The following is a 26,295-nucleotide window of genomic DNA, read 5'->3' on the forward strand; positions in this document are numbered from 1 at the left end:
TTCAATAAAATTTAAATAATAGCAAAGCAAATTTACTATTATGGATTCTTTTACTGATTTTGCCTTAAATGAAGAATATAAGCGTCTCCAATCTGTCGGAGATAAGCTTGCTGAAATTGAATATTTAGTAGATTGGAAGCCTTTTCGCCCTATTCTGGAGTCAATGTACATAAACAGAACAGCTTCAGGCGGACGGCCTGAAGCTGATGTTATTGTAATGTTCAAGATGCTTGTTCTGCAACAATGGCATGGTCTTTCTGATGCTGAGCTTGAAAAGCAGTGTATTGACAGGATATCCTTTAGGAAATTCCTGGGATTTCCTGAATATGTACCAGACAGTACAACTGTCTGGTCATTCAGGAAGAGAATTATCGACAATGGTAAAGAAAAAGCGGTGTGGGATGAAATGCAGAATCAGCTTGATGCTCTTGGTTTGAAGATTAAAAAAGGAATGATCCAGGATGCAACTTTTATTCACTCAGATCCAGGACATGCAAAAGCAGATGTACTCAGAGGAAAAGATGCGAAAACAAGAAGAAGCAAAGATGGAACCTGGACTAAGAAAAATGGTAAATCTCACTTTGGATACAAACTTCATACAATTATTGATAAGGATTATGAACTAATCAGAAGATTTGAGACAACAACTGCATCACTTCACGATTCACAGGTTGATCTGTCTGAAAAGGGTGAAGTGGTGTATAGAGATAAAGGATATTTTGGAGCAATAGCAAAAGGTTTTGCAGCAACAATGCAACGAGCTGTAAGAGGACATCCTTTAGGAATAATGGATATCCTCAGAAATGAAAGAATAAGTGTGAAAAGAGTCCCTTGCGAAAGAGTGTATGCAGTGACAAAAGAAATATTTAAAACCAGAAAGGTTCTTGTTACAACTGTAGAAAGAGTGAATGCAAAAATGTTGATGACAGCTTTTTGTTTTAATCTGCATCAATTGAGGACACTAAAAACCAAAGGAGTAATTTAGGATAGCGGGAGCTATACTAAAAATAAGGATTAATGAAGAGAAATTAAACAAAATGATAAAAAATGAGAGGATATAATTGAGTTTGAATACTTTAATGATCTAAAATGAGGGAATATCGAAATCCTCTGTAGTATGTCTGACAACCCTGTAACTTGTCAGGTCCACATTCATTTTTTTGCTTACAATTTTGAACTGTCTGGAAAGGATGTGGTCAACAGACCTTGCAAAAAAAACAGTCAACAGTATTGTAAGTACGATCAAGGTTACATTCACAAGCTCCCATGTTATCCATGCTGGTATAGTTATCAGGTTTGCCATATTAACTCTTAAACATATTAGCAATTGAATAGATATGAGTTTATTGTCGTCACTTGCAACTTATTGTCAGCTTATATATGTTTCAAAAGGTTTATTTCGTATCACCTCTGAATATAATGTGGAGTGAACAAATCTTTCGGACAGGGAGTGTATGTTGGGTATGAGCCCGGGAGCATTAGCTATAGGTAAATAAAGGGCTTCTGTTCTTTTTTGTTTCTTTTTGATTTATTTTGTTACACCTCTGCCAGGTATACTTGTGCACTTTCAAGTAACTAAGGGGTCGCTATGAAAGAAATATATGATAAAATGGCTACAGAAGCCGTAAATGCCCAGAAGGCAGTTGTTAGCACAATAAACAATAAAAGAGGTACTTCTTTTAAGGTAAACGATGCCAAACCATATGTGGATGCAGTAAATAAAATGAGACCAGAAGGTGCTCAATGCAAAGAAGTATTTGATTTGCACGTCAACTCGGTAAATACGCATTATGAGACACTTTCCGGCTTAACTGACACCGTGCGACCGGAAGATGACCCGTTCGTAGAACACTATCAGACGCCTCCTATTTTGGAGATCCTGTACGATGAGGATCCTTCCTTCAGGTCATCAGTTGAGAAGTTCGTGGAGGAAATCGGAAAGTCTGAAGCTCTCATCGGAAAAGAATCAATCAGAAGATACGGTGGTTTCTATGGTCCTACCTGTGTTGTGGACTTCGCATTCGTTCCGGGAAGCACGAGCAATGTGGTTAACAGGATACTACAGAACATGGATATCCCTGTGGATCACAAGCGAGCAATACTCTCCTCTAAATCCTGGGGTATGAACACCTCATACGGCGTAGGCGCCCAGTTCCAGGCCTCACTGGAGGATGGTAAAACCGCAGCTGACGCAGTGAAAGATGAGATTGAAATGCTTAAGATGGTCTACGACACTCCGATAGATGCCCAGTTTAAACTAATGGAAGAGGCGGGACATAGTTCGTTTGACGTCAGGAAGTATATGGACCAGTATAAGCAGAAGATGAAGAAAACTGTTAAGGCTGCCATGGATGCGGAAGTGTTCTACGGTAACATAGTAACTGTCCCTGCATACGGTGTAGGAGACGTGGCACACCACATATCACAGTCAATGTTCAACATGACAAAAGATGATATGACAATGGCCATTATCAATGCTGTCAGTGGTGTACTCTATGAAACCATGGAGAATGCCAAGGGTAAGTTCAAGGATGAGTACTCCCCCCTTACAATTGCAACAGATGCAACAGCAGCTGCAACAACAAAGATTCTCTGGATGGACGGCTTTACAACCATGATGGTAAACGACCTGCTTGTAAAGAGGTTCCACAACTACGTTCTCAACAACCCTACAAGAGGGGCAGCAGCAGAGTTGCACAATGTGGACTTCATTGATCTGATCGAAAAAGGTGAGCGTATCATAGACCACAAGCCAAGGGGTGCAGGTGGAATTGTACAGGGTATACCAATTGACCTGAGCCCGATAGAGAAGAGTGAGGTGCTGAACAATCCGCAGCGTTATACTTACCCTGCATGTGCTATCACTGTCAGGTTCTCAGCATTGATGCGCCTGTCTGATTTCCCATGCCTGCTTACAAGTGAGCCTGTGACTGCAACCATGATGACGAACATAATCGCATTGCACAAGGAAGAGGCTCATTCACCGGCACGTGTGTGCAAGTTCTGTTCTGCCAACTACTTCGACTACAAGTGCGAATACTGTAACTGGTCGGAGGCAGTTTAATCTAAGATGTGCCTGCTTCAGGCACATCCCGGTTTTTTGGAGGTGGATTATGTCAGAGATCAGTTTGCTCAAGAGGGCAACTGCCGAACTCATAGGAACTTTCGTGCTGGTATTCCTGGGTACAGGGTCCGTAGTCACGACTGTCTTGCTGATAGAGGGCGCAAGCCCCATTCCGGGCAACACTTTCAACGTAGGAATCGATATTGCCAGTTGGTTTGCGATTGGTATTGCTTTTGGTATAGCTGTGCTCGCGATGATATATGCTTTCGGTCACATATCGGGAACGCATATTAATCCGGCAGTAAGTATTGCCTTGTGGGCAACCGGAAGATTTCCTGCGATGGATATGCTCGTTTATATTGTCGCCCAGCTTATCGGTGCCAGCCTTGCGTCATTTACTATAGTTGCTATACTAGGTTCCCGGGCAGTAGCAACAGGTCTTGGTGCTACTGCTATGTTTGAAGGCGTGACTTATGGCCAGGCTATAGTATGTGAGGCAGTAGCGACATTTTTCCTTATGCTCGCTATAATGGGCACTGCAGTTGACAAACGTTCCCCGGCAGGATTTGCAGGATTGATAATAGGTCTTGTAGTTACTGCAGATATCATTGTTGTCGGCAATATCACCGGTTCATCCCTGAATCCTGCACGCACGTTTGGTCCTTATCTGGTAGAAACTATCATGGGAGGAGTAAACCTGTGGTGGCAGTTCCCGATATACCTGATCGGACCTATACTTGGGGCTATCGTGGCTGCTTTTGTTTATGACTATGTCGCAGGGGTAAAGGATCTGGATTGAGGAGAGCAGCTGTCTGCTCTTTTTGCTTTTTCAAATATTATCACACAAGAAGTGTCTCTATAGAATTCCTCATTTTGATAAAAGCAATACATTAACATACTGAATCTTGAAAACAAAAGAATATTTCAATCAGATATACGTTAGCATGTATTGTGAAAATTGTCAATGATTTACTTTCCAATTCTGCCAAACGAAAGACAGTTGAAGCTTTCAGGTTAATCCTGCAATTGACAGGGCTGGCAATCTTTGTTTATTTTGGCAGCCAGTCCACAATATACGTTATACTTTTAAGTGTACCTTTGGCTTTGCTTTTTGGACCTGTTTATTGTGGTTGGATGTGCCCAAGAGGACTTTTCCAGGATATCTTTGCTAGGTTGGGGCGGAAGATTCTTGGCAAAAGATACAATACTGCAATTCCCAGAGAATTCCATCCCTGGTTGATATATTCCAGATATGTCCTTATGGTGTTTGTTCTTGTGATTTTGATCCTTTCAGAATTTGGTTTTCTTCCTGAGTCCACAGAAATTCTCGTACTTGAAGGACTGGTAGCCATAATGATAGTTTCAATACTGCTTTCATTTTTTGTGGATCGGGCAGCATGTAAGTATTTCTGCAAGGAGGGAGCTGTTGCCGGAATATTGAATCTTGTTAGTAGGGGGAAGGTCAGAAGGGATGCTTCCCTGTGTAATTCATGTGGCATTTGTGACAGGATTTGTCCCATGTGGATAGAAATTTCAAAAAAGGATATTGTGACAGAACATTCCTGCGTATGTTGCTTCAAGTGTATACAGTTTTGTCCGGTAAATGCACTCTATATCGATGAGTGTTTTTGACTTTTCACAACCATAAGGCAAAACCAAGTAGCAAAAGTAGGAATTATCAAAGCATCAGTGCCTCAATTCATTTTTTTGGAATTGTAATTACCCTGTGAAAAAATTGTTATTCTCTGATTAAACTGTTTTTCAGGGGAGGAAGCTACAGTAAACACAAAGGAGATGATTGTGTTTATTCCAGATTGCGCATTTTGGAAGAATTTTCTTTTAAATATTTATGTCGATCAAATCAAGAACATGTAATGTCGGAGAAACAAGCTTATTATTTCTAGATAACAACAATTTGATATTTTTTGATCTATGCTTAAGTTAGGGTAATTTTATAAGATATTTAATCCTTTAATTCCGATGCTATGAAAATTGAATCATTGGACCTGCCAGGTGAAGTTATCCGTTTCTACCTGGATTCCGGAATTGAGAGCCTGTATCCTCCCCAGGCAGAAGCTATTGAAAAAGGCTTGCTTGAAGACAAGAATATCCTTGCTGCAATACCCACGGCATCGGGGAAGACACTGCTTGCAGAGCTTGCCATGCTCAAAGCTATCTCAAAGGGTGGCAAAGCATTGTACATAGTGCCTCTGAGGGCACTTGCATCAGAGAAGTTCGAACGTTTCAGGGAATTTTCATCCATAGGCTTGAAGGATGGTGGTGTAAGGGTTGGCATATCCACCGGCGATTTTGAGTCAAGAGACGAGTGGCTTGGTTCCAATGACATAATTGTTGCCACCTCCGAGAAGACAGATTCTTTGCTACGTAATAGCACTTCCTGGATGGAAGAGATTACCACTATTGTCGTTGACGAAGTACATCTGCTTGACTCTGCAAACAGGGGGCCAACCCTTGAAGTGACTCTCACAAAGCTTATGAAGCTTAACCCCGGTTGCCAGATAATCGCACTGTCGGCGACCATTGGAAATGCCTATGAAGTAGCTGACTGGCTTAAGGCGGGACTTGTGCTCAGTGAGTGGAGGCCTACGGACCTCAGGGAAGGTGTCTATTATGGTGGTAATATCAATTTCAGGAGTTCTCAGAAAGAGATTGAACCCAGGTCTGCGGACGATGCTGTCAACATACTGCTGGACACGTTGCATGATGGGGGGCAATGTCTTGTCTTTGAAAGCAGCCGTAAGAATTGTGTTTCATTTGCTAAAAGGGCAGGTGCAAAGGTTTCCGAGACTCTCGATAAACCCACACGTAATTTACTGGATGAACTTGTTGAACAGATAATCGAAAGTGGTGAGACGGAGGCATCAAACGTATTGGCACAATGTGTAAGAAATGGATCCGCATTCCACCATGCAGGACTGAACTCTGCACATCGCAAGCTTGTGGAAGATGGTTTCCGCGCGAACAAAATAAAGGTTATATGTAGTACACCTACCCTGGCAGCAGGACTCAATCTTCCTGCAAGACGAGTAATTATCAGGAGCTATAAGCGTTTTGACTCTAACTTTGGAATGCAGCCTATTCCTGTCCTTGAATACAAGCAGATGGCAGGCAGGGCTGGTCGTCCCCATCTGGACCCCTACGGTGAGTCTGTTCTCGTTGCGAAGTCATATGGTGAGATGGAACAGCTTTTCGACAATTACATTGATGCAGGTGCAGAGGACATATGGTCAAAACTTGGTGCTGAAAACGCCCTGAGGACTCATGTTCTCTCGACTATTGTGAACGGTTTTGCGACAACTCGTGACGGACTAATGGAATTTATCGAAGCTACATTCTTTGCCCACCAAAATGACACCTGGGGCCTGATAGAAGTTATTGATGATTGTCTCGACTTCCTGAGGGACAAAAGGATGCTTGAAGGTGATGACACTTTATTGCCCACGGTCCTTGGAAGACTTGTATCTACTCTTTACATCGACCCACTTTCAGGTGCTTATATCGTTGACGGATTGAAGAAAGCAGAGCATATCACAGACCTGACTCTCTTGCATCTTATCTGCAAGACACCTGATATGCGTCAACTCTACATGAGGTCCAATGATTATGAGATAATCAATGATTTTGTCATGGCTCATAGTGAAGAATTCGCAGAGATTCCTCCCCGTTCAAAGGAAATAGATTATGATTGGTTCCTTGGTGAAGTAAAAACTGCTCTTTTGATACTTGACTGGATAGGTGAGAAATCACTTGATCAGATTACCAAGAAATTCAATGTTGGTGAAGGTGATGTACATGCATTTGCAGATATTGCCAAGTGGTTGATGCATTCCGCTTCAAGGCTTGCAGGTCTCATTGCTTCTGAACTGGACAATGATGCTGCCGGCAGAGCTGTGATGCTGGAAAAGAGAATACATTACGGTGCTTCGCCTGAGCTTATCCAACTTGTCAGTATACGGGGTATTGGACGTGTACGTGCCCGCAAGCTCTATGACAATGGTCTTAAGAGTATAGCTGACATACGAAACTCTAATCTGAATACGGTCTCTGGTCTCATTGGTCAAAAGACAGCAGCAAAGCTATTTAGCGAGATAGGCATTCACCTGACACTCAGTTCCGCAGAATTAGGGACTATAAGCTCAAAGACCATGGGTTCATTAATGGAAAATGAGCAGAGGACTTTCAGCGATTTTGAAAAATAAGTTTTAATTCTGTTTGGAGTGTTATGTTTTAAGCATTATATATGATGAACAGGTATATGCATCAGGAAATAATCATAATCATTTACTATATTTATAACTAGCAATTTTACATATCCATTCCGGGGAAATATCATGCTTTACAAGAAACTATCCGAACTTACCGATGAAGAAAAAGGAAAAATAATTGGTCGTGGTGGAGAACTTGCAGATGTTGGCGCTACGGTTGCTTCTATCCTTAAAGATGTAAGGCAGAATGGTGACGCAGCCCTGCGTGAGTATACTCAGAAATTTGATGGTGCTGATATTGAAGCTATCGAAGTTTCAAAGGAAGAGATCGATGAGGCTGCAAAAAGTGTAGATCCTGCTCTTCTGAAGCATCTTGAATTCGCTGCCGGTAATATAAGGAAGTTCCATGAAGCACAGATGCCGCAAAAAGTATGGTTCATTGAGCTTTCACCAGGTATTGAACTTGGACAGAAGGTCACACCTCTTGAAAGCGTAGGTGCCTATGTTCCAGGTGGAAGAGCCTCATATCCTTCTACCGCCCTTATGACAATAGTTCCCGCAAAGGTTGCAGGTGTCAAAAATATTATAATGTGCACTCCTCCGGGCAAGGACGGAAAGATAACTCCTCTTACACTTGCGGCAGCAAAGATAGCTGGTGCAGACCATGTTTATAGGATAGGCGGTGTGCAGGCAGTTGCCGGTATGGCATACGGTACGGAAAGTGTGCTGAAAGTTGACAAGATAGTAGGTCCTGGTAATGTTTTTGTAACTGCGGCAAAGATGCAGGTAAGGGATATGGCAGAGATCGATTTCCCTGCTGGTCCAAGTGAAGTTCTCATCATCGCTGATGATTCCTGTAATGCCAGGATGGCAGCGTCAGATATGATCGCTCAGGCGGAGCATGATCCTAATTCTGTGTCTGTTATTGTAACGACTTCTGAAAAGCTTGCAGAAGATGTAAGATGTGAAGTCATTAAACAGGCAAAGGAAACTCTCAGGACCGAGATAGTTAACACTTCCCTTGAAAACGCCGCAGTATTGGTAGCTGATTCCATGGATGAATGTATCGCATTTTCCAATGAGTTTGCCCCAGAGCACCTTGAAATAATGGTTGAAGATTCAGATGCTGTTCTTGAGAGTATAGAGCATGCAGGTTCCATATTTGTAGGAAACTATTCTCCGGTTCCTGTGGGTGACTATGCATCCGGTACCAACCATGTATTACCTACGGCAGGTTATGCAAGGATCTATTCTGGCCTGAACCTTGCTCATTTTATGAAATCTTCAAGCATACAGAAAATAAGTAAGCAGGGACTTGAAACTTTAAAAGATTCTGTTATTTCGATTGCCGAAAAAGAGGGTCTGAAGGCGCATGCAGATTCTGTTCGGGCTAGATTTGAATAATATACCCTTCTATTTTTTTCTACGATAAATCGATAATTATTTAATAGGTAAGCACATACACTAATTTAGTAAGTTCTTCATTTGAAGAACTGAATGTGAGGGAGTTTCATGAAGATCAGAGTTGTAAGTTCGCGAGAGGAAATACCAAATTTAAATCCAGGTGAAAAGGTAATCCATCTTGCTTTCAGACCATCAAACAAAGATATTTTTTCCTTGGTACAGACCTGTCCTAAAGTTGAAGTGATACAGATACCAAGCTCGTATCGTCGTACGGTTTCCAAATCAATAGAAATGTTTCTGGAAATGCAGAATATTAAACTCATTGAAGGGGACGTATGGGGTCACAGGAAAGATATCAACGAGTACTACAGCGTATCTCCGGCGCTTCTTGATAAGATCAAAGAGCTCAAATCCGAAGGTATGTCTGATGAGGATATAGTCAATAAACTAGAACGTGAGGGGAAACTGAACAGAGACATGCTCTTTTACATACTGAGTAAGAAATAACTTTTCAAAATTTAGGATAAAGTGCGGTATCGAATGATACGCACTTTATTTGTATTTAGTTAAGGTTTACTTTTTGTTTTAAGATTCTTTTTGATCCGTTTTAGTGTGTTAACTGTGTTATTAATATTATGCATTTCATATTTTTCTTCGAATTATAAAGTTGCCTTGTTTTCATATGTCTTCGAGACGATGCATATTTATAACTTGGTAAGTTCATTACCATCTAAAAAAGATATACAGGATTTCATTAACATGGCCCAGAAATATGGTAAAGTCTATTTGGTTGGTTCAGGCCCGGGTGATCCGGAACTATTAACGCTCAAAGCACGCAGGCTTCTTGATACTGCTGAAGTTGTTGTATATGACCAGCTTCCTGGCAAAGCTATAATCGATTCTATATCTGCCAATGCTGAAAAGATAGATGCAGGTAAACATGCAGGGGAGCATACGCTCACTCAAGATGAGATTAATGCTCTTATTGTCCGCAAAGCAAAGGAAGGAAAGGATGTAGTTCGTCTGAAGGGTGGTGACCCCTACATGTTCGGTCGTGGAGGGGAGGAAGCTCAGGAACTTATTGCTGAGGGTATTGGATTTGAGGTTGTACCTGGCATAACATCAGCTGTTTCTGCTCCTGCTTATGCAGGCATACCTGTAACTCACAGGGACCATGCTTCTATGGTCACTTTCATTACAGGGCATGAGGATCCTACCAAAGAGGAAAGTGCTCTTGATTGGGAAACACTTGCAAAATTCGATGGAACAATTGTAATTTTCATGGGTGTGAAAATGCTTGGCAGAAATGTCGGGGAACTTATGAAATACGGCAAGGATCCAAAGACTCCTGTTGCTCTTATAGAAAGAGGTACAAGACCTGATCAGCGCGTGACCACAGGTGTCCTTGATAATATTGCTGAGATTGCAAAAGAGAGAGGTGTAAAAGCACCTGCTATCACGGTAGTGGGAAGCGTTGTTACACTTCACGATATACTTGGTGAACAGACTTCAGGCAGCTTAGAATAGAAGGTATTTCCTATGGCAGAACAACTCAAAAGGCCGGTATTGGCAATAATGAGGCCGCAGCGTTATCTGGAAGAGTCTACTAAGCTTGCAGATTCCATGGGTTTTGAACCATTGGCAGTTCCTATGATAGAACTGGCCGATATGAAGGATGAATACTTCGATGGTTTTGTTGAAAGAGTTCTTTCTGGTATTTCTGATTATGTTATCATTACCAGTGCCAATGGTATTGATTTTACTCTCGGGAAAATTCCATCGGATGGCCAGGATAAGTTCATTGAGGCACTAAATGCTACCAAGGTCATAGCCATTGGCCCAACGACCCGTAAATCACTGGAGGATCTGGGTATAAATGTAATTGGAATGCCTGGTGTTTACAGTTCAGAAGGGCTTGTGGAATTCCTCTGTCCTGATATAAAAGGGAAAGTTATTGATACAGCAAGAAGTTTCTATGGTTCTTCCCTTCTCATCGAAGGTCTGAAAGAATGCAGTGCTGAAGTGCATGAGACTAAAGTATACACGCTCACCAAACCACAGGGTACTGAGCAGGATGATTTTATTCGCAGGGTTCTTGATGGCGATATTGACGTGTTTGCATTCACAAGTTCTATGATGGTGCGCAATTTCTTTGAGGATGCTGTAAGCCGGGCTACAAAAGAAGAAGTTATCAGTATTATGAATAATTCCATTGTTGCAGCTATAGGTATACCCACAGCACAAACAATTGAAAGTTATGGGGTGAAGGTTTCAGTTACTCCCGGTAAATTCACATTTGAAGATATTCTTAAGAAAGTTCTGGAACTGCTTAATTAAGTATTTCCTGAACATTCCTGTTTTTTGTTTCAGTCACCATAGGTGTAATATAGGATGATGTTATAGAGTTCGCACATATTAGAACGATCTTCTTTTATTCTTCTATTTCGGAGTCCTGATCATGATAGGTATTTCAAAATTATATTGCAGAACCGTAGAGCCTTCTGATGCATTGCGCTACGGGCGTGATTCAAAAAGGCTTCCTTCCCATCTGCTCCAGTTCTCCAAAGATAAGAAACCTGTTGTCGTATGGAATGTGACCCAGCGTTGTAACCTGCGCTGCGTTCACTGTTATGCTCATTCAAAAGACATTGAGTATAAGAATGAGCTGACAACTGAGCAGGGAAAGGAGCTCATAGACGATCTTGCTGAATTCGGTACCCCTGTTATTCTTTTCTCAGGAGGGGAACCCTTAATGCGCAAGGACCTTCCTGAACTTGCTGCATACGCAACTTCAAAAGGCATCCGTGCTGTCATTTCCACAAACGGCACAATGATCACGGAGCAAAAAGCCCGTGAGCTCAAAGAAATCGGTCTTTCGTATGTGGGAATATCCCTGGATGGTATGAGGGAAACTAATGATAAGTTCAGGGGCCTGGAAGGATCTTTTGACAAAGCTTTGCAGGGAGTGCGCAATTGCCAGGCCGCAGGCATCAAGGTCGGACTTCGTTTCACGATTAACCGTCACAATGTAAATGATATTCCTGCTATCTTCGACTTGCTCGAAGAAGAAAATATTCCCCGAATATGTTTCTATCATCTGGTTTACTCGGGCAGGGGTTCCGAAATGAGGAATGAGGATCTTTCCCTGGAAGAATCACGGAAGACAGTTGATATGTTACTGGAAAGAACAGGACAGCTTCATGCCAGGGGTAAAAAGGTTGAGGTTCTCACAGTTGACAACCATTGTGATGGCCCGTATATCTATTTGCGTCTTTTAGAAGAGGATCCGGAACGTGCGGCAGAGGTCCTTGAACTGCTCCAGATGAACCGTGGTAACTCCACTGGTATAGGCATAGGGTGTGTTTCATGGGATGGTTCCGTCCATCCTGACCAGTTCTGGAGACATTACAGCTTTGGCAACATTAAGGAGCGCAAGTTCAGTGAGATATGGACTGATATGTCTGATCCGCTTATGGCAGGCCTTAAAGATCGTAAACCTCTCATCAAGGCCAATGCTGACAGATGTGCAAAATGTAAATGGTTCGATGTCTGCAATGGTAACTTCCGTGTGCGAGCAGAAGCTGTGCATGATAACGTATGGGCCGATGACCCTGCATGTTACCTGACCGATGAAGAGATCGGCTACGACGATTCCCTCTGATCGTTCTTTTTTTTAATTATGCATATTCGGAATCAGGTAATCCGCTAATATATAAGCCATGATTAGCATAATAATGGCAAGGAATGCAAATTTAAATATAAGCTTTACAAGCATACTGTCACCTCTTAACCTTCATATCTTTGAAAGAAACTTCCACGTAAGGGTGGGGATGAGCAGGTATAAAAAAGATGTGGCAACGGATGCCACAAATTACATATTTTTTATTGATGTGTTTAAACTTCAATACAGTTTTGCCATACGCCGTGTATGTTGCAGTATTCAAGTGCACAGAATGCCTTGAAATCATCGATATTGTTCACATGGAAAGTTGCGATGGGATCGGTGTGAACAGGTTCGAAGTTCATCCTTCCGAAATCAACAGTTCTACCTTCCTTTGTAATACCATAGAGTTCTACCCACTCTATGTGATGTTCAACGGTATTGGGGTGTGGTACTTCTTTTCCCACGATCACACGTACAAAGTCAGCCTTTGCCTGCCCGTGTCCCCTGATTATCTCTATTTCAGGAACATGTTTCTCTTTTCCCTCTACTTCTTTTCCTTTGAGTATTTCTCCGAAATTCATCTTCTTACCTCTTTAAAAATCTATTATTCTCCAGAAGGTTCGGCGAATTTTCTTGCTGCCATGTCCCTGTCGAGCATGAAAAGACCGTTACCTTCATTGCCTACCATTTTCAACTTTGCTATGATCTCGTTATCATTGGCTTCCTCTTCTATCTGCTCGGTTACGAACCACTGGAGGAAAATCTGGGTAGCGTAATCTTTTTCCTCGTTAGCAAGGTCTACAAGTCCGTGGATTGATTTTGTGATAAATTGTTCATGCCCAAGGGTAGCTTCGAACATGTCAAGGATAGTTCCGAATTCTGATGGTGGTTTCTCGATAGCTTCGAGCCTTACCTTTTCTCCCTGTTCATTAAGGTAATCGTATATCTTCATTGCATGTGTCATTTCTTCCTGGTATTGTACCATGAACCAGTTTGCAAAACCGTCCAGTCCGACATTAGTGCAGTGGGCGGACATTGACATGTAAAGATATGCCGAATACATCTCCTTATTGATCTGTTCATTCAAAGCTTCGGTCATTTTTTTGCTTAACATCTCTTCTCTCCATTCTTTGTTATTTGATAATCAGAATACTACTATCTCGTAGCCTTCATCCATATATCGTGCCATGCTCGGATGTCCAAACATTTCATCGCATAATGTGAGATTCTGTTGCTTTACACTTTCAAGGCTCTCCATTTTTGCTGCACAAGCTCTGCATACACAGTCTATCAATCCTGCTTCCTTTGCTTTTACATAAAGGTTTATAAAAGGTCTTTTTTCATCTTCTGCCTCTTTAATGAGGCGTGTTGCAGGACCTTCTATTATCATTTTGACATCATAGCCTTTCTCTTTCATATCAAGTGTATTCATCAAAGCATGGATGAAACATATTTCCTCTCCGTTAAATACAAAAAGAGCTATCTTTCTGGACATAAGACCACCTTATCTGACATTTATTCGCCTCCGCTTCCCCTTTCTAAAATGGTATAGATTTCTATAAAGTGTTTTCGGTTTCCTGATATTTTTATTCAAAATGCGAAGGTACTGTGTTCTGGTTATTCTATTTAACAGAGAACAAAATAGTAAAGTTGATATACTAAATTCTCTTCACATGATGTGGCTTGTCCTCTGCATGCAGCTGGTCAAAGAATAGGGCATATGTTCCAGACGGTATCATCACCCACTTGTCAAGGAAATGTTTGCTTTCAATCGTACATTGATGACCTTTTGTCCAGTCGGGATTTTCTGCAAGATATCTTTGTTGTGCAGGGACAAACCTCTTTTGAAAACATGCGTTATTTACGTTTTTTATTTTATGTTTCTTATCCTTTCTAAACGTTTGAGCATCTTCGTTTCTAACCAGATAATTTAAATAATCTAACACCACTTAGGATAAAAAACACAATCAATACATTAATTGATTATACTTATCGGAGAGTCACAATGACCGTCCCAAAAGAATATGACCCACACATTATAGAGCCTAAATGGCGTGATTCATGGGATATGTCGATGTATCATTTCGACTGGAATGAAGGTACCAGGCCCCAATACATTATTGACACCCCTCCTCCATATCCAACCGGCAATTTCCATATTGGAAACTCACTTAACTGGTGTTACATTGATTTTGTCGCACGCTATAAGAGAATGTGTGGATACAATGTTATGTTTCCCCAGGGCTGGGACTGTCACGGTCTTCCCACCGAGGTAAAGGTGGAGGAGATTCATGGCATAACCAAGAACGAAGTCCCACGAGAAGAATTCAGGCAGATGTGCCGGGAACTTACTCATGACAATATCGAGAAAATGAGGGAAACAATGCTGAACCTCGGTTTCTCTACTGACTGGAGTAATGAATTTGTCACTATGGAACCGGCATACTATTCCAAGACCCAGAGGTCTTTCAGGAAAATGTATGACATGGGTCGTGTGTATCAGGCAGAACATCCGGTCAACTGGTGCCCACGATGTGAAACTGCTATTGCCTTTGCAGAGGTTGAATATGAGGCAAGGGATACTAAGCTTAATTTCCTGAATTTTGATACACTTAAGATCGCTACCACAAGACCGGAACTTCTTGCTGCATGTGTGGCTGTTGCCATCAACCCTGAGGACGAGCGCTACAACGAACATGTGGGAGGTAATGTAAAGGTCCCTATTTTCGGACATGATGTCCCGGTAATTGCTGATAAGGACGTTGATCCTGCATTTGGTACCGGTGTGGTCATGATCTGTACCTTCGGTGACAAGCAGGATGTCCGCTGGTGGATGGAGCATGAACTTCCTCTTCGTAAGGCAATTGATAAGAACGGTCTTATGACTTCCATTGCAGGAAAGTACAAGGGAATGACAATTCCTGAATGTAAGAATGCTATAATTGAAGATCTCAGGACAGAGGGCTATCTTTTCGAACAAAAGACCCTTGACCAGAACGTGGGCATGTGCTGGCGCTGTGATACACCCATCGAGATACTTTCCGAGCGTCAGTGGTTTGTTAAAATTGATACCGATGCTGTTGCAAAGGCCGCGGATGAGATCAAATGGCTTCCACAATACATGAAAGTAAGGCTGGAAAACTGGATCGGAACAATGGAATGGGACTGGTGCATCTCTCGCCAGAGGCTGTTCGCTACCCCTATCCCTGTATGGTATTGTAAGGAATGTGGTGAGGTGCTGGTGGCAAAGGAAGAATGGATGCCTATAGACCCGACAATGGAACAGCCTCCTGAAGCCTGTAGCTGTGGCTGCACCGAATTCGAAGCCGAGGAAGATGTACTGGACACCTGGATGGATTCCTCCATTACTGCACTGCATGTATCCGGCTGGCTCTCGGATCATGATATGAGGCTTCCGACCCAATTGCGTCCGCAGGGTCATGATATCATTCGTACGTGGGCATTCTATACCATATTACGTTCCATGGCAATTACGGGAAAAAGGCCGTGGGATTCGATTCTTGTTAATGGTATGGTCCTGGGTGAGGACGGCCATAAGATGAGCAAGTCCTTGGGTAATGTCATTTCTCCCGAGGAAGTAATTAAGGATTACAGTGCCGATGCGTTCAGGCAGTGGGCAGCAATAGGCGGTTCCCCAGGTTCCGACGTTATGTTCAGGTGGAAGGATGTCGTTTCAGCATCAAGGTTCTTCACCAAAACATGGAGTATCTATAGGTTCTCAATGTCTCATCTGGAGGACTATGAGCACTGCGATATTGATGTTTCAGAGTTGAAGATAGTTGACAAATGGCTTCTGAGCAATCTCAACAGACTTATTATGTCAGTTACAAAGTCCATGGAGACCTATCAGTTTGATGAGGCATTCAAAGCTGTCAGAGGTTTTACATGGGATGTCCTTGCAGACAACTACATTGAGATTGTTAAGTCCCGTCTTTACGGCGATGACGAATCTGGAAAGCAGGCTGCAAGATACACATTATATACTGCAGTTGATGCTCTTTCCCGTTTGCTTGCGCCATTTGCTCCGTTCTTTGCAGAGGAAATGTTCTCTCGCATAGGCGATGGCAGTGTGCATGTTATGGCCTGGCCTAAAGCCTGCGAGTCCATGATAGATGCTGAAATTGAGCAGTCCGGTGAGTTCATCAAAGAGGTTGCAAGCAGTGTCAGAAGGTACAAATCTGAGAATGGTATGGCATTGAATAAGCCTCTTGAGAAGATAGAGATATATGGAAGTCTTGCAGACATCACTGATGTTCTGGGCGCTACGAATTCTCCGGTAGAGGTCATTGCGGGAGATCCGGATTTTGAACATGTGCCAGTAAGCGTAAAGCCTAGTATGGGAAAGATCGGTCCTCTTTTCAGGGGAAAGGCAAAATCTATCATCAATGCCCTGCTGGATGAAAATCCCAAAAAGATTGCAGATGAGGTATCAAACGGTAAGATCACCATTACAGTTGACGGCGAACTTATCGAGCTTGAGCCCGACTATGTGGAAATCGAGAAAGAAGTTGTTTCAGCAGGAAGATCAGTGGATGTTCTTGATGTCAGTGGAGTTCCTGTTGTAATTGTAAGATAAGGTTCTTATGGGTGCAGTATGTGGGCTCTGCCCGCATAAACTTTAAAAGCATCCATTACTTATTTTACCAATGTAACTACCTTGGAAATAATGCAGGGTAATACTATCAGGATAGTACTATTAATAATCAAATAATATTTATCTGCTTGACAGGTGATCAGTTGAAAGTGAAATCCAGGGTTCAGATCAGGAAATCAGCAAAGAATCAACTTCTGAGCGATATCACTTCTATCTTTGGTGAAGCGGTAAAGAAGCTTGAAAAGAGCAAGTTTGAAACGGCAAACATAGAGGATCTGTCGCTTGTACTTGTTGACGGGGAGCCGCTGTTGTTCCAGATAAATGGCTTTTACTTCCCTACTGTAAAAGGAGTCCTGAATCTTGGTCTGACCAAAAACGTGGTAAAAGTTGATTCCGGTGCCGTTCGTTTTGTTGTAAACGGCGCTGACATCATGTGCCCGGGAATTGTTGATGCTGACTCTGATATAGGTGAAAATGATCCTGTTATCATAATTGAAGAGGCTCATGGCAAACCTCTTGCCATTGGCACAGCTTTGATGCCAGGTGCTGATATGGTTGGAAATAAGGGTAAAGCCGTAAGGTCCATACATTACGTAGGTGACAAGTTATGGAACCTTGACATCTGAAAGAAATGATTAATATACAATGACAGGAAATATAATTAAAAGCAACAGTCTGAAGCATCTGTCCAGTAACAATTTAAGTAGTATCGATATTATTAATAAGCATCAATGTTTTTGAATACATGAGGGCGCATTATGGCAAAGATCATGAATAAGATATTTGGTGGCAGTGCCAAAACCACAACTGTTGAGGATGAATATACGGAACTCGATCTTACCAAGTATGAAGAAGTGCTTGATGAAGAGCCTGCAGAGACCTATATTCGGGTGGCTGAGCTGACCAATCTGAATGAGCTGACCGCACTAAAAAGAGAGATATACGACGGTAATATTGTAATGATCGACATCTCAAACATTAAGGCGGATAAACTCCTGCTTGACCGTGCATTAAAGGATCTTAAGGATGTAGTAGTTGATGTTCACGGCGACATTGCAGGAATTAAAGATGACCAGGTGCTCGTAACACCATCCGGCATAAAGATCGACAGATCAAAGATTCTTGGTGGAAGATATTGAGTGAAGAAAGCTCCTGCCATAATTTTGTAACTGCCACTTCCTGTCCGCTTTGTCATGAAGAATTGATCATCAACTGGCAGGGTGATGATATTCCTTATTTTGGCGAGGTAATGCATATTACCGCAAGGTGTGACTGCAGTTTTAGATTTGCCGATACTATTATCCTGGCTCAGCGCGATCCGGTGAGATATGAGCTAAAGATCGAAAATTCTGAAGACCTCCACAGCAGAGTTGTTCGTTCCACCTCTGGAACTATACGTATACCTGAGTTGGGTATTGATGTGGAGCCTGGCTCGATATCCGAGTCTTACGTTACAAACATTGAAGGTGTACTGGACAGGATACTCAATGTGGTGATCACTGCTACCAAATGGTCTGTGGATGATGAAGAGAAACATTCCCGTGGACTTGAGATTCAAAAAACACTTGAAGAGGTAATTGAGGGCAAAGGATTTCTTACTGTTATAATCGAGGATCCTTTCGGCAATAGTGCTATTATTTCTGACAAGGCTAAATCCTATGCACTTTCTCCAGAAGATTCTGAACAACTTAAGACTGGGATGATAGTCTTTGATATGGATTCTTCAGAGATGGAACTTGATGCCTCCGACTCTGAGCATCAGTTAAAGGAATGATATTTCATTCCTGATCATTTTTTACTTTGACATATCGTTGTGTCGAATTCGCTGTTACTTATTTGATCCTGTGTTATACTTTTATGTTTATTTTGGTTCAGAAAGGAAATGCCTATAAGCAATGTACTTGTTTATGTAGCCAAAATCAAGTGATCATAATAGGTGACTACATGGCAGAACAAGAGAAAGAGGCTGCACTTCCTTCAAAGGAAAGTTTCAGCGAATGGTATAATGACATCCTGCAGAAAGGCGAAATAATGGATGTCCGTTATCCTGTTAAGGGATTGTATGTATGGTATCCATTTGGTTTCAACCTCAGGCGAAACGTTTATGATATTATGAGAAAACTGCTTGACAAAGATCACCAGGAGACACTTTTTCCTCTTTTAATCCCGGAAAATGAGTTCATGAAAGAGGCTGAGCATATCAAAGGTTTTGAGGATGAAGTGTACTGGGTAACTCACGGAGGCGTCTCCCCACTTGACGTTAAACTTGCACTGCGCCCGACAAGTGAAACTGCTATTTATCCGATGTACAAGTTGTGGGTTCGCTCTCATGCCGACCTGCCTCTCAAGCTGTACCAGATAGTCAATACTTTCAGGTACGAGACCAAGCATACACGTCCTCTCATCCGGCTACGTGAGATCACTTCTTTCAAGGAGGCGCATACTGTCCATGCCACCTGGGAAGATGCGGCAGCCCAGGTTGATGAGGCTATCAGGCTCTACACGGAATTCTATCGCAAGCTTGCTATTCCTGTTCTTCCTTCAAAGAGGCCTGACTGGGATAAGTTCCCTGGAGCGGACTATACAATAGCTACCGATGCACTCATGCCGGATGGCAAGACTCTTCAGGTCGGTACTGCCCACCATCTGGGGGACAATTTTGCCAAGACTTTTGATATCCAGTATGAGGACTCTGAAGGTGAACAGGTCTATGTCCATCAGACCTGCTATGGTGTCTCTGAGCGCTCAGTTGCAGCATTAATTTCTATACATGGAGATGAAAAGGGACTTGTGATGCCGCCGGAAGTAGCTCCTGTGCAGGTTGTGATTATTCCTATTGTCTTCAAGAAAGCTGAAGATGTTCTGCAGGCCTGCGAAGAAGTAAAGGAGAAACTGGAAGCTGTAGGCATACGTGTCAAGCTGGATGCAAGTGACAACCGTCCGGGTGCCAAATACTACAAATGGGAAATGAAAGGTGTTCCCGTAAGATTGGAAATCGGCCCAAGGGACCTTAAGAACAATGCAGCTATGCTGGCGCGCCGCGACACTGGAGAAAAGCAGCAGGTATCTCTTGATAATATCACAGATGAAGTTCTGTCCCTGCTTGACGAAATTCATGAGAATTTATATGAAAAGGCAAACGCAAGTTTGCAGGAACGTATTTTTGAGTGTGAGGATATTGCTGTAATTAAGGAGAAACTGGCTGAGGGAATTGCAAAGGTATTCTGGTGTGGTAATAAGGAATGTGGCCTTAAGCTTGAGGAAGAGATCGGTGCGGGTATACTTGGCATACCTACTGAGCAAACAGAAGGTTGCTCCGGCAAATGTCCTATATGTGGTGCAGATGCGGATACTCAGGTGTATGTTGCCAGGACGTACTGAAGTTTGTCTGGAAACTGACATATACTCCCTGTAAAATACATCTAGGCGATTGGTATGGATACATTAGCACCAGAAAAAGTCAGGTTACCTGAAAAACCGTTGTTTGTATGTGTTCTTGGAAACACAGAAACCGCTTATATCGAAGGTCTCTCTGCCGCAGGCAAGACTGCAAAACTAACAGATTACACGCCGGCAGGTGATGCGGAAGTCCTTGAAACAGGAACTATCGTAGATATTCCGATCCTGCCAATGACGCCTCCGTATGATACACCTACGCCTGCACTTATTACTCGTGCAGCGCTATCGATTACGGGTATTCCACATATCTTTGTGAATGCAGGCTTAAAGGTTCTTCCGGCAAAACAGGTGCCGCTTATTGACATTGGCGGGTTGCCTGGTGATGATATCAGAAAATCTACTGCTGTGCACAATATTGGGGATGCATTCAAAAATGCCTTTAAGCTTGGTGAGAAACTTGCAAAGGACCATGATCTCATTGTGATCGGGGAGAGTATTCCTGCAGGAACTACAACTGCCAATGCAGTACTTCAGTCATTGGGTTATGATGGTACTGTTAGTAGTAGTTCCAGTTCAAACCCGTTGAGTCTCAAAAAACAGGTTGTGGATGATGCTTTAAAATCTTCTTCTATTAATTTTGGTTCTTTGAGTGGGGATCCTCTCAAGGCAGTGGCATCCGTTGGTGATCCGATGATGGTTGCAGTTGCAGGAATCGCTGCAGGTCTTGGAGATACGCGTTTGATACTCGCTGGCGGGACTCAGATGGAATCTATCTACGCTGTTATCAAGCATCTGGGTTATCCGACGGATAATATCATGATTGTGACTACAAGCTATGTTTCAAGTGATGGGTCTGCTAATTTTACAGAACTTGCAAGTGAGATTGGTGCTACTTTTGAAGGTGTTGATCCTGAATTCGGTAAATCTTCATTCAAGGGTTTGCAGCAATATGAACTTGGTTTTGTAAAGGAAGGTGTGGGTGCCGGAGGTGCCATGTACCTTGCCCTCATGTACGGTAAATCCCGGGAGGATATACGCTCGGAAATAGAGGGACTCTGTTCTGAGCTGTGCAAACTTGGTGATTTGAACCGGGTAGCGAACGAAAATATATAACATCGAGGCAATGGTACCGCCAAATATATCACAGATAAGATTTATTCAGGGGATACTGCCTGAATTTAAGGGGCTGTGGCCTAGTCCGGCATGGCGACGGGCTCCAGCGGATAAATGATGAACAACGGGTCTACTGAGGCTTATCCGACGGGATTGGCCTGTGAGGAACCGTTGGAGCACTGATAAAGGCTCTTAAAGAAAAATGCTGTGTTTTGCAGCAGTTCGGAGAGACCCGTCGATCGTGAGTTCAAATCTCACCAGCCCCACATTAATTTATTGCAGTATTTGTAATTTCTGCAAGGTTAGTTTTCTATGCCTAAACTATATATGTGGATAGAACTATATAATTAATAGTGAAAAAAGTTCGATTAATTTATGCTTAATTGTGTAACAAGATGTGATGCTCACCAGCAGATTTATATTGCAATATATTTATTTAATTTACGTGTAAACAGGGAGCCTATGATTCATGTCAGATAGGGACAAAGTACTCATAGTTGATGATGAACAGGCCATAGTAGAACTAATGGGGCTCTATCTGAAATCGGATTATGAGGTTATAAATGCTTATAATGGTGGAGAAGCACTTGAAAGGGTGAAAGCTGACAAACCTGATCTAGTCCTTCTTGATGTGATGATGCCTGACATGAATGGGTATGAAGTCTGCAGAATCCTGAAAACTTCCGTTGAAACTCAATTCCTTCCTGTGATAATGGTTACTGCATTGTCTGGCAAGGATGACCGTATAAAAGGTATTGAGGTAGGAGCAGATGAGTTCCTTGGTAAACCTGTGAACCGGCTGGAGCTTGTTACAAGGGTAAAGTCACTGCTACGCATAAAACACCTTCAGGACAAGATGCTGGCTGAAAGGAATGATGCAATAAACTATTTCGATGAAGCCGGTTTCATTGTTTTCGTCCTAGACAGGGATATGAAGGTCAATCTCGTTAATGCAAAAGGCAACGATATTCTGGGTTACGGTGAATTTGAACTGATAGGCCATGACTTTTCTAAATTACTTGTTCCTGAAATACTAAAGGAAGATGTCAGGGAAAAGTTTGAAGGGGCTTTAAGTGGTGAATCTGGACTGCCGGAATTCATAGAACATCCTGTCATTGCAAAGGATGGAAGGGAAGTTCCAGTACGCTGGTATAATGTTGTTCTAAAAGATGTGGATGATAATATTACTGGAATCTTGTGTTCTGGTGAAGATCTAAGTAAATTCCAGTAAGATATGGTTTTTAAAGTGCATTGCATTTTAAGGATCTGTAATGGGGCATTTACTATCTTTCTCTTCATTTTTCAAAATATTTTTTGTTGTACAGCATATCCACTTTTGATGTAGTACCAGGTGTACTCCTGTAAAAGATGTCATCAAAATTGCCGATCTGTTGTGTATCAGTGTCCACGTGGCTTTTGTTAATCCTAGATATTCCTGATATCTTCCTTTTGGCACTCCTGGCGGTATCACAAGATACATAACAAATCCTGTGACTGCAACTGCCAGGAATAATATTGTCAACATGGCATCAACGCAATAGTTCAATTTTATTCGGTTCATTATTCATTCTCTTATTTGCAGGTACTATTCTTGCTTTAATTCAATACATTGGCTTTTAATGCTGTATGTCATTTTTAGACTTGTGGTTTCTTCTGTATTTTTTGTTTTTCTTTGTTGGATGGTGCAAAAGTTTAAATCATATCAGGTTGGTACTAGTCCTGTTTCATTGTCGGGATCTGTCCCGTGGGAATGTGGCTTTAATAAAAAGCTGAACCGTGAAACAAGAAGATGAAACAAGGTGAATATATTGTCCAAATCATTTTACGGATATATCAAAGATGCATGGAAGAACCCTGGCGATACTTACGTCAGTGAACTTAGATGGGAAAGACTTCAGGAATGGAGAAAGGAAGGATCTGTTACAAAAATCAGACGTCCTACTCGTATCGACCGTGCCCGCTCACTTGGCTACAAGGCAAAGCAGGGTATAGTTGTTGCCCGCGTACAGGTACGCAGGGGTGGCCTCAGAAAGTCCAGGTACATGCGCGGAAGACGTACACACAACATGGGTAAGAACAAGATCACAGCAGGCAAGAGCATCCAGAGGATCGCTGAAGAGCGTGCAGGAAGAAAGTTCCCCAACATGGAAGTACTGAACTCCTACTGGGTAGGAGAAGACGGTAAACTCAAGTGGTACGAAGTTATCCTCGTAGATCCTAACCATCCTGTTATTAAGAGTGACAAGAATCTCAACTGGATATGCAACAGTTCCCACAAGGGACGTGCTCCACGTGGTAAGACCAGTGCAGGCCGCAAGGGCAGAGGTATGATGACACGTGGTACCGGTACTGAGAAGACCCGACCAAGCATCAGGTCACATCAAAACAAGGGCAAGTGATTCATTATATCGACTTGCGTGTGATCTCACACTCAACTGAAGACTTCTCCAGGGTAAGAAAAGCCCTGGATTTCTTTTTACGGAATGCCATAGGCAGATCAGAAGATGCTGTTACTGATGAACTTGTAGATGTAACGGATATTGAAGGTCATTATGGCAACTCTTCCGTGATGCTCAGTTCGCAGATCACTCGCAAATCTGACGTTGTAAAGATTGCCAGTTTCATCCGGGGGCATCTGTCTCCTGATGATGTTGAGCGTCTTCGCAGTGAGATGCCTGACAGGCTGGATGATGATCAGTTATTCCATATCAGGTTTGACAAACAGGCAGCTTCTCTGGGGAAATTGGTATTGACTTCTTCTTCCGATGCTATAATCATGAAGTTAAAGATAGCCACTTATCCTAAAAACCGTGTTCTTGCGGGGCAGATCGTGGAGGAATTGTTTGGCTAGATCCAATTTCTACGATTTGAGTATCTATTCTGAACCCGAAGGTAAAAATACGATTGAAGAAATGGCTGCCCTTTCAAAGCATTTTTGCTATAAGGGTATTGCTATTACCAATTCTCCTAAATCGTGTTCTTCTGAAAGGTCTGCTTGTTTCGGTGACTTTGAGGTTTTCAGTGGAGTTGAACTGAATGTGGATAATGCTTCAAAGTTGCATGGGCTTATAGGTAAATATCGAAAAATGGTCGATGTTATTATTGTCCATGGGGGCAGTGAAAGCATAAATAGGGCAGCTGTAGAAAATTCAAATGTAGATGTCCTTTCTAATTTTGGATCCTTAAAGGACAATGGATTTAATCATGTACTTGCCAAGTCTGCAAATGATAATGATGTGGCAATTTCTTTCGATCTTGGTGACATTATAAGTTATCGTGGTGGAAAAAGGGTAAAAGCATTATCTAATTTCAGGAAGAACCTGAAACTTGTACGTAAGTATGATGTTCCTTTCTTGCTCACAAGCAATGCCAGGTCCTGTTATGACTTGCGTGCTCCTCAGGAGTTGATTGCACTTGCAGAGCTTTTTGGTATGAAGCGTGACGAAGCTATTTGTGGTCTTTCTGCTACTCCGGAATCTATTATATCAAGGAATCGTCCTTCTGCTAATTATGTTTTTGAAGGTGTGGAAATCGTCAGTGCTCATCCGGATGTTGTTATTTTGGATGAAGGTGATAATGCATGAAGGTGCTTCCTCCTACAATGCGGGAAAATAAAAGGTATCTTGCATTTGAACTTATTGCTGATGGTCAGGTGAGCAGGGATGAACTGATAAGGGAGATATTCTCTGCATCCGGTAGTTTGCTTGGGGATCTTGGTTCGAGTGAATGCAACATATGGCTTTTTGCCTTCGATGACCTTAAAGGTGTAGTTAGCTGTGAACGGGAGCATGTGTGGCAAACACGGGCTGTTCTTGCTACAATTACCAACGTAAAAGGAAAAAGGGTTAGTTTTCATATTCTGGGTGTGTCAGGTACGGTTCTTGGAGCAACAAAAAAGTATTTAGCGGGTGTGGATGTATTTAACCCGGAAGAACAGTCACATATAAATGAGTAGAATGCATATTTCAGTTAGTAAGACTACAAGTTACTGTTTACTATTTTGATACAGGAGATGAAATTAAGATGCAAATGACACCACAAATGGGTTATGATCGTGCAATTACTGTTTTCAGTCCCGATGGGCGTCTTTTTCAAGTAGAGTATGCCAGGGAGGCCGTTAAGAGGGGTACGACTGCAGCGGGTGTGAAATCCAAGGACGGAGTAGTCCTTCTTGTCGATAAAAGGATAACAAGCAGATTGATAGAAGCAGAATCCATCGAGAAGATATTCCAGATAGATGATCACATCGGTGCTGCTACATCCGGTCTGGTTGCAGATGCCCGCGCACTGGTAGACAGGGCAAGAGTAGAAGCCCAGATTAACAAAGTATCTTATGATGAGCAGGTGGGAGTAGAAGTACTTGCAAAGAAGATTTGCGATCATAAACAGAGCTACACCCAATATGGCGGTGCCCGTCCTTATGGTACTGCTCTTCTGATTGCAGGAGTCGATGATTCAAGGCCTCGTTTGTTCGAAACAGATCCAAGCGGTGCACTTCTTGAATACAAGGCAACTGCAATAGGTGCAGGAAGAAGCTCTTTTATGGAGATATTCGAGACTGACTACAGCGACGATATGGATATGGACGCTGCTATCATGCTTGGCATGAAGGCGCTTTACAGATCCACTGAAGGTAAACTCAATGCAGCTACCCTCGAAGTAGGTCTTGTTACCCTTGAGGAAAGGCAGTTCAGAAAGCTTTCGGAGGATGAGGTTGAAACATACGTTTCAAGAGTCCGTGAAGAACTTAAAGGTACAGAAGAAGAAAAGAAAGACGACTCTGAAAGTCAGGACGAAACCACTGAATAAA

The 26,295-nt window shown here is 42.4% G+C and carries 28 protein-coding genes and 1 tRNA gene; 23 read left to right on the forward strand and 6 right to left on the reverse strand.

Translation table 11 applies throughout. The features are described 5' to 3' along the window. The first annotated feature begins 40 nt into the window (after positions 1-40). On the forward strand, positions 41-985 hold the full coding sequence (locus V7O67_RS06315; protein WP_342303665.1) for an IS5 family transposase: 945 nt from the start codon (positions 41-43) through the stop codon (positions 983-985). A gap of 99 nt (positions 986-1,084) precedes the next feature. Here the strand turns inward: V7O67_RS06315 and V7O67_RS06320 are convergent, their stop codons facing one another. Further along, a complete protein-coding gene (locus V7O67_RS06320; RefSeq protein WP_342305698.1) occupies positions 1,085-1,303 on the reverse strand; it encodes a hypothetical protein in 219 nt (72 codons plus the stop codon). A gap of 285 nt (positions 1,304-1,588) precedes the next feature. On the opposite strand from V7O67_RS06320, the gene V7O67_RS06325 reads away from it, so the two are divergent. The 9 genes from V7O67_RS06325 (at position 1,589) to ahbC (ending at position 12,355) form a co-directional block, all read left to right on the forward strand. Then, on the forward strand, positions 1,589-3,064 hold the full coding sequence (locus V7O67_RS06325; protein WP_406671261.1) for a DUF2193 domain-containing protein: 1,476 nt from the start codon (positions 1,589-1,591) through the stop codon (positions 3,062-3,064). 49 nt (positions 3,065-3,113) lie between these two features. Continuing rightward, positions 3,114-3,863 (forward strand): MIP/aquaporin family protein, encoded by a 750-nt coding sequence (locus V7O67_RS06330; RefSeq protein WP_406671263.1) that lies wholly within the window; start codon positions 3,114-3,116, stop codon positions 3,861-3,863. 152 nt (positions 3,864-4,015) lie between these two features. Then, complete coding sequence (locus V7O67_RS06335; RefSeq protein WP_342305694.1) at positions 4,016-4,696, forward strand: 4Fe-4S binding protein; 681 nt, start codon at positions 4,016-4,018, stop codon at positions 4,694-4,696. Between the two features lie 353 nt (positions 4,697-5,049). Continuing rightward, positions 5,050-7,284: an ATP-dependent DNA helicase gene (locus V7O67_RS06340; protein ID WP_406671265.1), complete on the forward strand. Its 2,235-nt coding sequence runs from the start codon at positions 5,050-5,052 to the stop codon at positions 7,282-7,284. 132 nt (positions 7,285-7,416) lie between these two features. Beyond that, positions 7,417-8,694 carry a histidinol dehydrogenase gene (gene hisD, locus V7O67_RS06345; RefSeq protein WP_342305692.1) on the forward strand — a complete coding sequence of 426 codons (1,278 nt, stop codon included), beginning with the start codon at positions 7,417-7,419 and terminating at the stop codon, positions 8,692-8,694. Positions 8,695-8,802: 108 nt separating this feature from the next. Then, on the forward strand, positions 8,803-9,201 hold the full coding sequence (locus V7O67_RS06350) for a DUF1699 family protein (protein WP_406656832.1): 399 nt from the start codon (positions 8,803-8,805) through the stop codon (positions 9,199-9,201). 252 nt (positions 9,202-9,453) lie between these two features. After that, on the forward strand, positions 9,454-10,221 hold the full coding sequence (cobA, locus tag V7O67_RS06355; protein ID WP_342306532.1) for a uroporphyrinogen-III C-methyltransferase: 768 nt from the start codon (positions 9,454-9,456) through the stop codon (positions 10,219-10,221). A 12-nt stretch (positions 10,222-10,233) separates the two neighbouring features. Next, entirely contained in the window at positions 10,234-11,031 is a 798-nt protein-coding gene (locus V7O67_RS06360; RefSeq protein WP_342305690.1) for a uroporphyrinogen-III synthase, read from the forward strand. Between the two features lie 121 nt (positions 11,032-11,152). Then, a complete protein-coding gene (gene ahbC / locus V7O67_RS06365) occupies positions 11,153-12,355 on the forward strand; it encodes a 12,18-didecarboxysiroheme deacetylase (protein ID WP_406671267.1) in 1,203 nt (400 codons plus the stop codon). A 233-nt stretch (positions 12,356-12,588) separates the two neighbouring features. Here the strand turns inward: ahbC and V7O67_RS06370 are convergent, their stop codons facing one another. The 4 genes from V7O67_RS06370 to V7O67_RS06385 form a co-directional block, all read right to left on the reverse strand. Next, entirely contained in the window at positions 12,589-12,939 is a 351-nt protein-coding gene (locus V7O67_RS06370; RefSeq protein WP_406656837.1) for a desulfoferrodoxin family protein, read from the reverse strand. A 23-nt stretch (positions 12,940-12,962) separates the two neighbouring features. After that, entirely contained in the window at positions 12,963-13,472 is a 510-nt protein-coding gene (locus V7O67_RS06375) for a ferritin (protein ID WP_406656838.1), read from the reverse strand. 30 nt (positions 13,473-13,502) lie between these two features. Then, positions 13,503-13,853 carry a DsrE family protein gene (locus V7O67_RS06380; RefSeq protein ID WP_342305686.1) on the reverse strand — a complete coding sequence of 117 codons (351 nt, stop codon included), beginning with the start codon at positions 13,851-13,853 and terminating at the stop codon, positions 13,503-13,505. A gap of 163 nt (positions 13,854-14,016) precedes the next feature. After that, on the reverse strand, positions 14,017-14,304 hold the full coding sequence (locus V7O67_RS06385) for a hypothetical protein (RefSeq protein WP_406671269.1): 288 nt from the start codon (positions 14,302-14,304) through the stop codon (positions 14,017-14,019). Between the two features lie 59 nt (positions 14,305-14,363). On the opposite strand from V7O67_RS06385, the gene V7O67_RS06390 reads away from it, so the two are divergent. The 8 genes from V7O67_RS06390 to V7O67_RS06425 all read left to right on the forward strand — a co-directional run bounded on the left by V7O67_RS06390 (position 14,364) and on the right by V7O67_RS06425 (position 22,716). Next, positions 14,364-16,955, forward strand: coding sequence for a valine--tRNA ligase (locus V7O67_RS06390; protein ID WP_406671271.1), 2,592 nt, complete (start codon positions 14,364-14,366; stop codon positions 16,953-16,955). A 167-nt stretch (positions 16,956-17,122) separates the two neighbouring features. After that, positions 17,123-17,599, forward strand: coding sequence for an RNA-binding protein (locus V7O67_RS06395; RefSeq protein ID WP_406671273.1), 477 nt, complete (start codon positions 17,123-17,125; stop codon positions 17,597-17,599). A gap of 132 nt (positions 17,600-17,731) precedes the next feature. Continuing rightward, on the forward strand, positions 17,732-18,112 hold the full coding sequence (gene sepF, locus V7O67_RS06400) for a cell division protein SepF (protein ID WP_406656841.1): 381 nt from the start codon (positions 17,732-17,734) through the stop codon (positions 18,110-18,112). Further along, the gene (locus V7O67_RS06405; RefSeq protein ID WP_406671275.1) at positions 18,109-18,747 is read left to right on the forward strand and encodes a ZPR1 zinc finger domain-containing protein; all 639 of its coding nucleotides are present in this window, start codon (positions 18,109-18,111) and stop codon (positions 18,745-18,747) included. Before sepF ends, V7O67_RS06405 begins: the two co-directional genes overlap by 4 nt. A gap of 170 nt (positions 18,748-18,917) precedes the next feature. Continuing rightward, a complete protein-coding gene (gene proS / locus V7O67_RS06410; RefSeq protein ID WP_406671276.1) occupies positions 18,918-20,354 on the forward strand; it encodes a proline--tRNA ligase in 1,437 nt (478 codons plus the stop codon). A 54-nt stretch (positions 20,355-20,408) separates the two neighbouring features. Further along, positions 20,409-21,485 (forward strand): nicotinate mononucleotide-dependent phosphoribosyltransferase CobT, encoded by a 1,077-nt coding sequence (cobT, locus tag V7O67_RS06415; RefSeq protein ID WP_406671277.1) that lies wholly within the window; start codon positions 20,409-20,411, stop codon positions 21,483-21,485. 69 nt (positions 21,486-21,554) lie between these two features. After that, positions 21,555-21,751 (forward strand) — tRNA-Trp (locus V7O67_RS06420). Between the two features lie 203 nt (positions 21,752-21,954). Next, the gene (locus tag V7O67_RS06425; RefSeq protein WP_406671279.1) at positions 21,955-22,716 is read left to right on the forward strand and encodes a response regulator; all 762 of its coding nucleotides are present in this window, start codon (positions 21,955-21,957) and stop codon (positions 22,714-22,716) included. Between the two features lie 27 nt (positions 22,717-22,743). Here the strand turns inward: V7O67_RS06425 and V7O67_RS06430 are convergent, their stop codons facing one another. Next, entirely contained in the window at positions 22,744-23,046 is a 303-nt protein-coding gene (locus V7O67_RS06430; protein ID WP_342305677.1) for a DUF4405 domain-containing protein, read from the reverse strand. Positions 23,047-23,293: 247 nt separating this feature from the next. Between V7O67_RS06430 and V7O67_RS06435 the strand changes: the two genes are divergently transcribed. The 5 genes from V7O67_RS06435 (at position 23,294) to psmA (ending at position 26,294) form a co-directional block, all read left to right on the forward strand. Next, entirely contained in the window at positions 23,294-23,884 is a 591-nt protein-coding gene (locus V7O67_RS06435; protein ID WP_406656846.1) for a 50S ribosomal protein L15e, read from the forward strand. Continuing rightward, a complete protein-coding gene (locus V7O67_RS06440; protein ID WP_406671281.1) occupies positions 23,881-24,336 on the forward strand; it encodes an RNA-binding protein in 456 nt (151 codons plus the stop codon). Before V7O67_RS06435 ends, V7O67_RS06440 begins: the two co-directional genes overlap by 4 nt. Next, positions 24,329-25,069, forward strand: coding sequence for a ribonuclease P protein component 3 (gene rnp3 / locus V7O67_RS06445; protein WP_342305673.1), 741 nt, complete (start codon positions 24,329-24,331; stop codon positions 25,067-25,069). The genes V7O67_RS06440 and rnp3 overlap by 8 nt, the downstream gene beginning before the upstream one ends. Beyond that, on the forward strand, positions 25,066-25,440 hold the full coding sequence (locus V7O67_RS06450; protein WP_406671282.1) for an Rpp14/Pop5 family protein: 375 nt from the start codon (positions 25,066-25,068) through the stop codon (positions 25,438-25,440). Before rnp3 ends, V7O67_RS06450 begins: the two co-directional genes overlap by 4 nt. Before the next feature lie 68 nt (positions 25,441-25,508). Next, complete coding sequence (psmA, locus tag V7O67_RS06455; RefSeq protein ID WP_406671283.1) at positions 25,509-26,294, forward strand: archaeal proteasome endopeptidase complex subunit alpha; 786 nt, start codon at positions 25,509-25,511, stop codon at positions 26,292-26,294. The last annotated feature ends 1 nt before the right edge of the window (position 26,295 follow it).

The sequence above is a fragment of the Methanolobus sp. ZRKC4 genome (assembly GCF_045291305.1).
In the GTDB taxonomy this organism is placed as follows: Archaea; Halobacteriota; Methanosarcinia; order Methanosarcinales; family Methanosarcinaceae; genus Methanolobus.

Coding starts and splice junctions, on each gene's coding strand:
- cobA (WP_342306532.1), top strand. CDS start 9,454: ATGGCCCAGAAATATGGTAAAGTCTATTTGGTTGGTTCAGGCCCGGGT.
- hisD (WP_342305692.1), top strand. CDS start 7,417: ATGCTTTACAAGAAACTATCCGAACTTACCGATGAAGAAAAAGGAAAA.
- V7O67_RS06315 (WP_342303665.1), top strand. CDS start 41: ATGGATTCTTTTACTGATTTTGCCTTAAATGAAGAATATAAGCGTCTC.
- V7O67_RS06425 (WP_406671279.1), top strand. CDS start 21,955: ATGTCAGATAGGGACAAAGTACTCATAGTTGATGATGAACAGGCCATA.
- V7O67_RS06375 (WP_406656838.1), bottom strand. CDS start 13,472: ATGTTAAGCAAAAAAATGACCGAAGCTTTGAATGAACAGATCAATAAG.
- ahbC (WP_406671267.1), top strand. CDS start 11,153: ATGATAGGTATTTCAAAATTATATTGCAGAACCGTAGAGCCTTCTGAT.
- V7O67_RS06325 (WP_406671261.1), top strand. CDS start 1,589: ATGAAAGAAATATATGATAAAATGGCTACAGAAGCCGTAAATGCCCAG.
- V7O67_RS06430 (WP_342305677.1), bottom strand. CDS start 23,046: ATGAACCGAATAAAATTGAACTATTGCGTTGATGCCATGTTGACAATA.
- V7O67_RS06390 (WP_406671271.1), top strand. CDS start 14,364: ATGACCGTCCCAAAAGAATATGACCCACACATTATAGAGCCTAAATGG.
- sepF (WP_406656841.1), top strand. CDS start 17,732: ATGGCAAAGATCATGAATAAGATATTTGGTGGCAGTGCCAAAACCACA.
- V7O67_RS06320 (WP_342305698.1), bottom strand. CDS start 1,303: ATGGCAAACCTGATAACTATACCAGCATGGATAACATGGGAGCTTGTG.
- V7O67_RS06450 (WP_406671282.1), top strand. CDS start 25,066: ATGAAGGTGCTTCCTCCTACAATGCGGGAAAATAAAAGGTATCTTGCA.
- V7O67_RS06360 (WP_342305690.1), top strand. CDS start 10,234: ATGGCAGAACAACTCAAAAGGCCGGTATTGGCAATAATGAGGCCGCAG.
- V7O67_RS06330 (WP_406671263.1), top strand. CDS start 3,114: ATGTCAGAGATCAGTTTGCTCAAGAGGGCAACTGCCGAACTCATAGGA.
- V7O67_RS06370 (WP_406656837.1), bottom strand. CDS start 12,939: ATGAATTTCGGAGAAATACTCAAAGGAAAAGAAGTAGAGGGAAAAGAG.
- V7O67_RS06380 (WP_342305686.1), bottom strand. CDS start 13,853: ATGTCCAGAAAGATAGCTCTTTTTGTATTTAACGGAGAGGAAATATGT.
- cobT (WP_406671277.1), top strand. CDS start 20,409: ATGGATACATTAGCACCAGAAAAAGTCAGGTTACCTGAAAAACCGTTG.
- V7O67_RS06340 (WP_406671265.1), top strand. CDS start 5,050: ATGAAAATTGAATCATTGGACCTGCCAGGTGAAGTTATCCGTTTCTAC.
- psmA (WP_406671283.1), top strand. CDS start 25,509: ATGCAAATGACACCACAAATGGGTTATGATCGTGCAATTACTGTTTTC.
- proS (WP_406671276.1), top strand. CDS start 18,918: ATGGCAGAACAAGAGAAAGAGGCTGCACTTCCTTCAAAGGAAAGTTTC.
- V7O67_RS06350 (WP_406656832.1), top strand. CDS start 8,803: ATGAAGATCAGAGTTGTAAGTTCGCGAGAGGAAATACCAAATTTAAAT.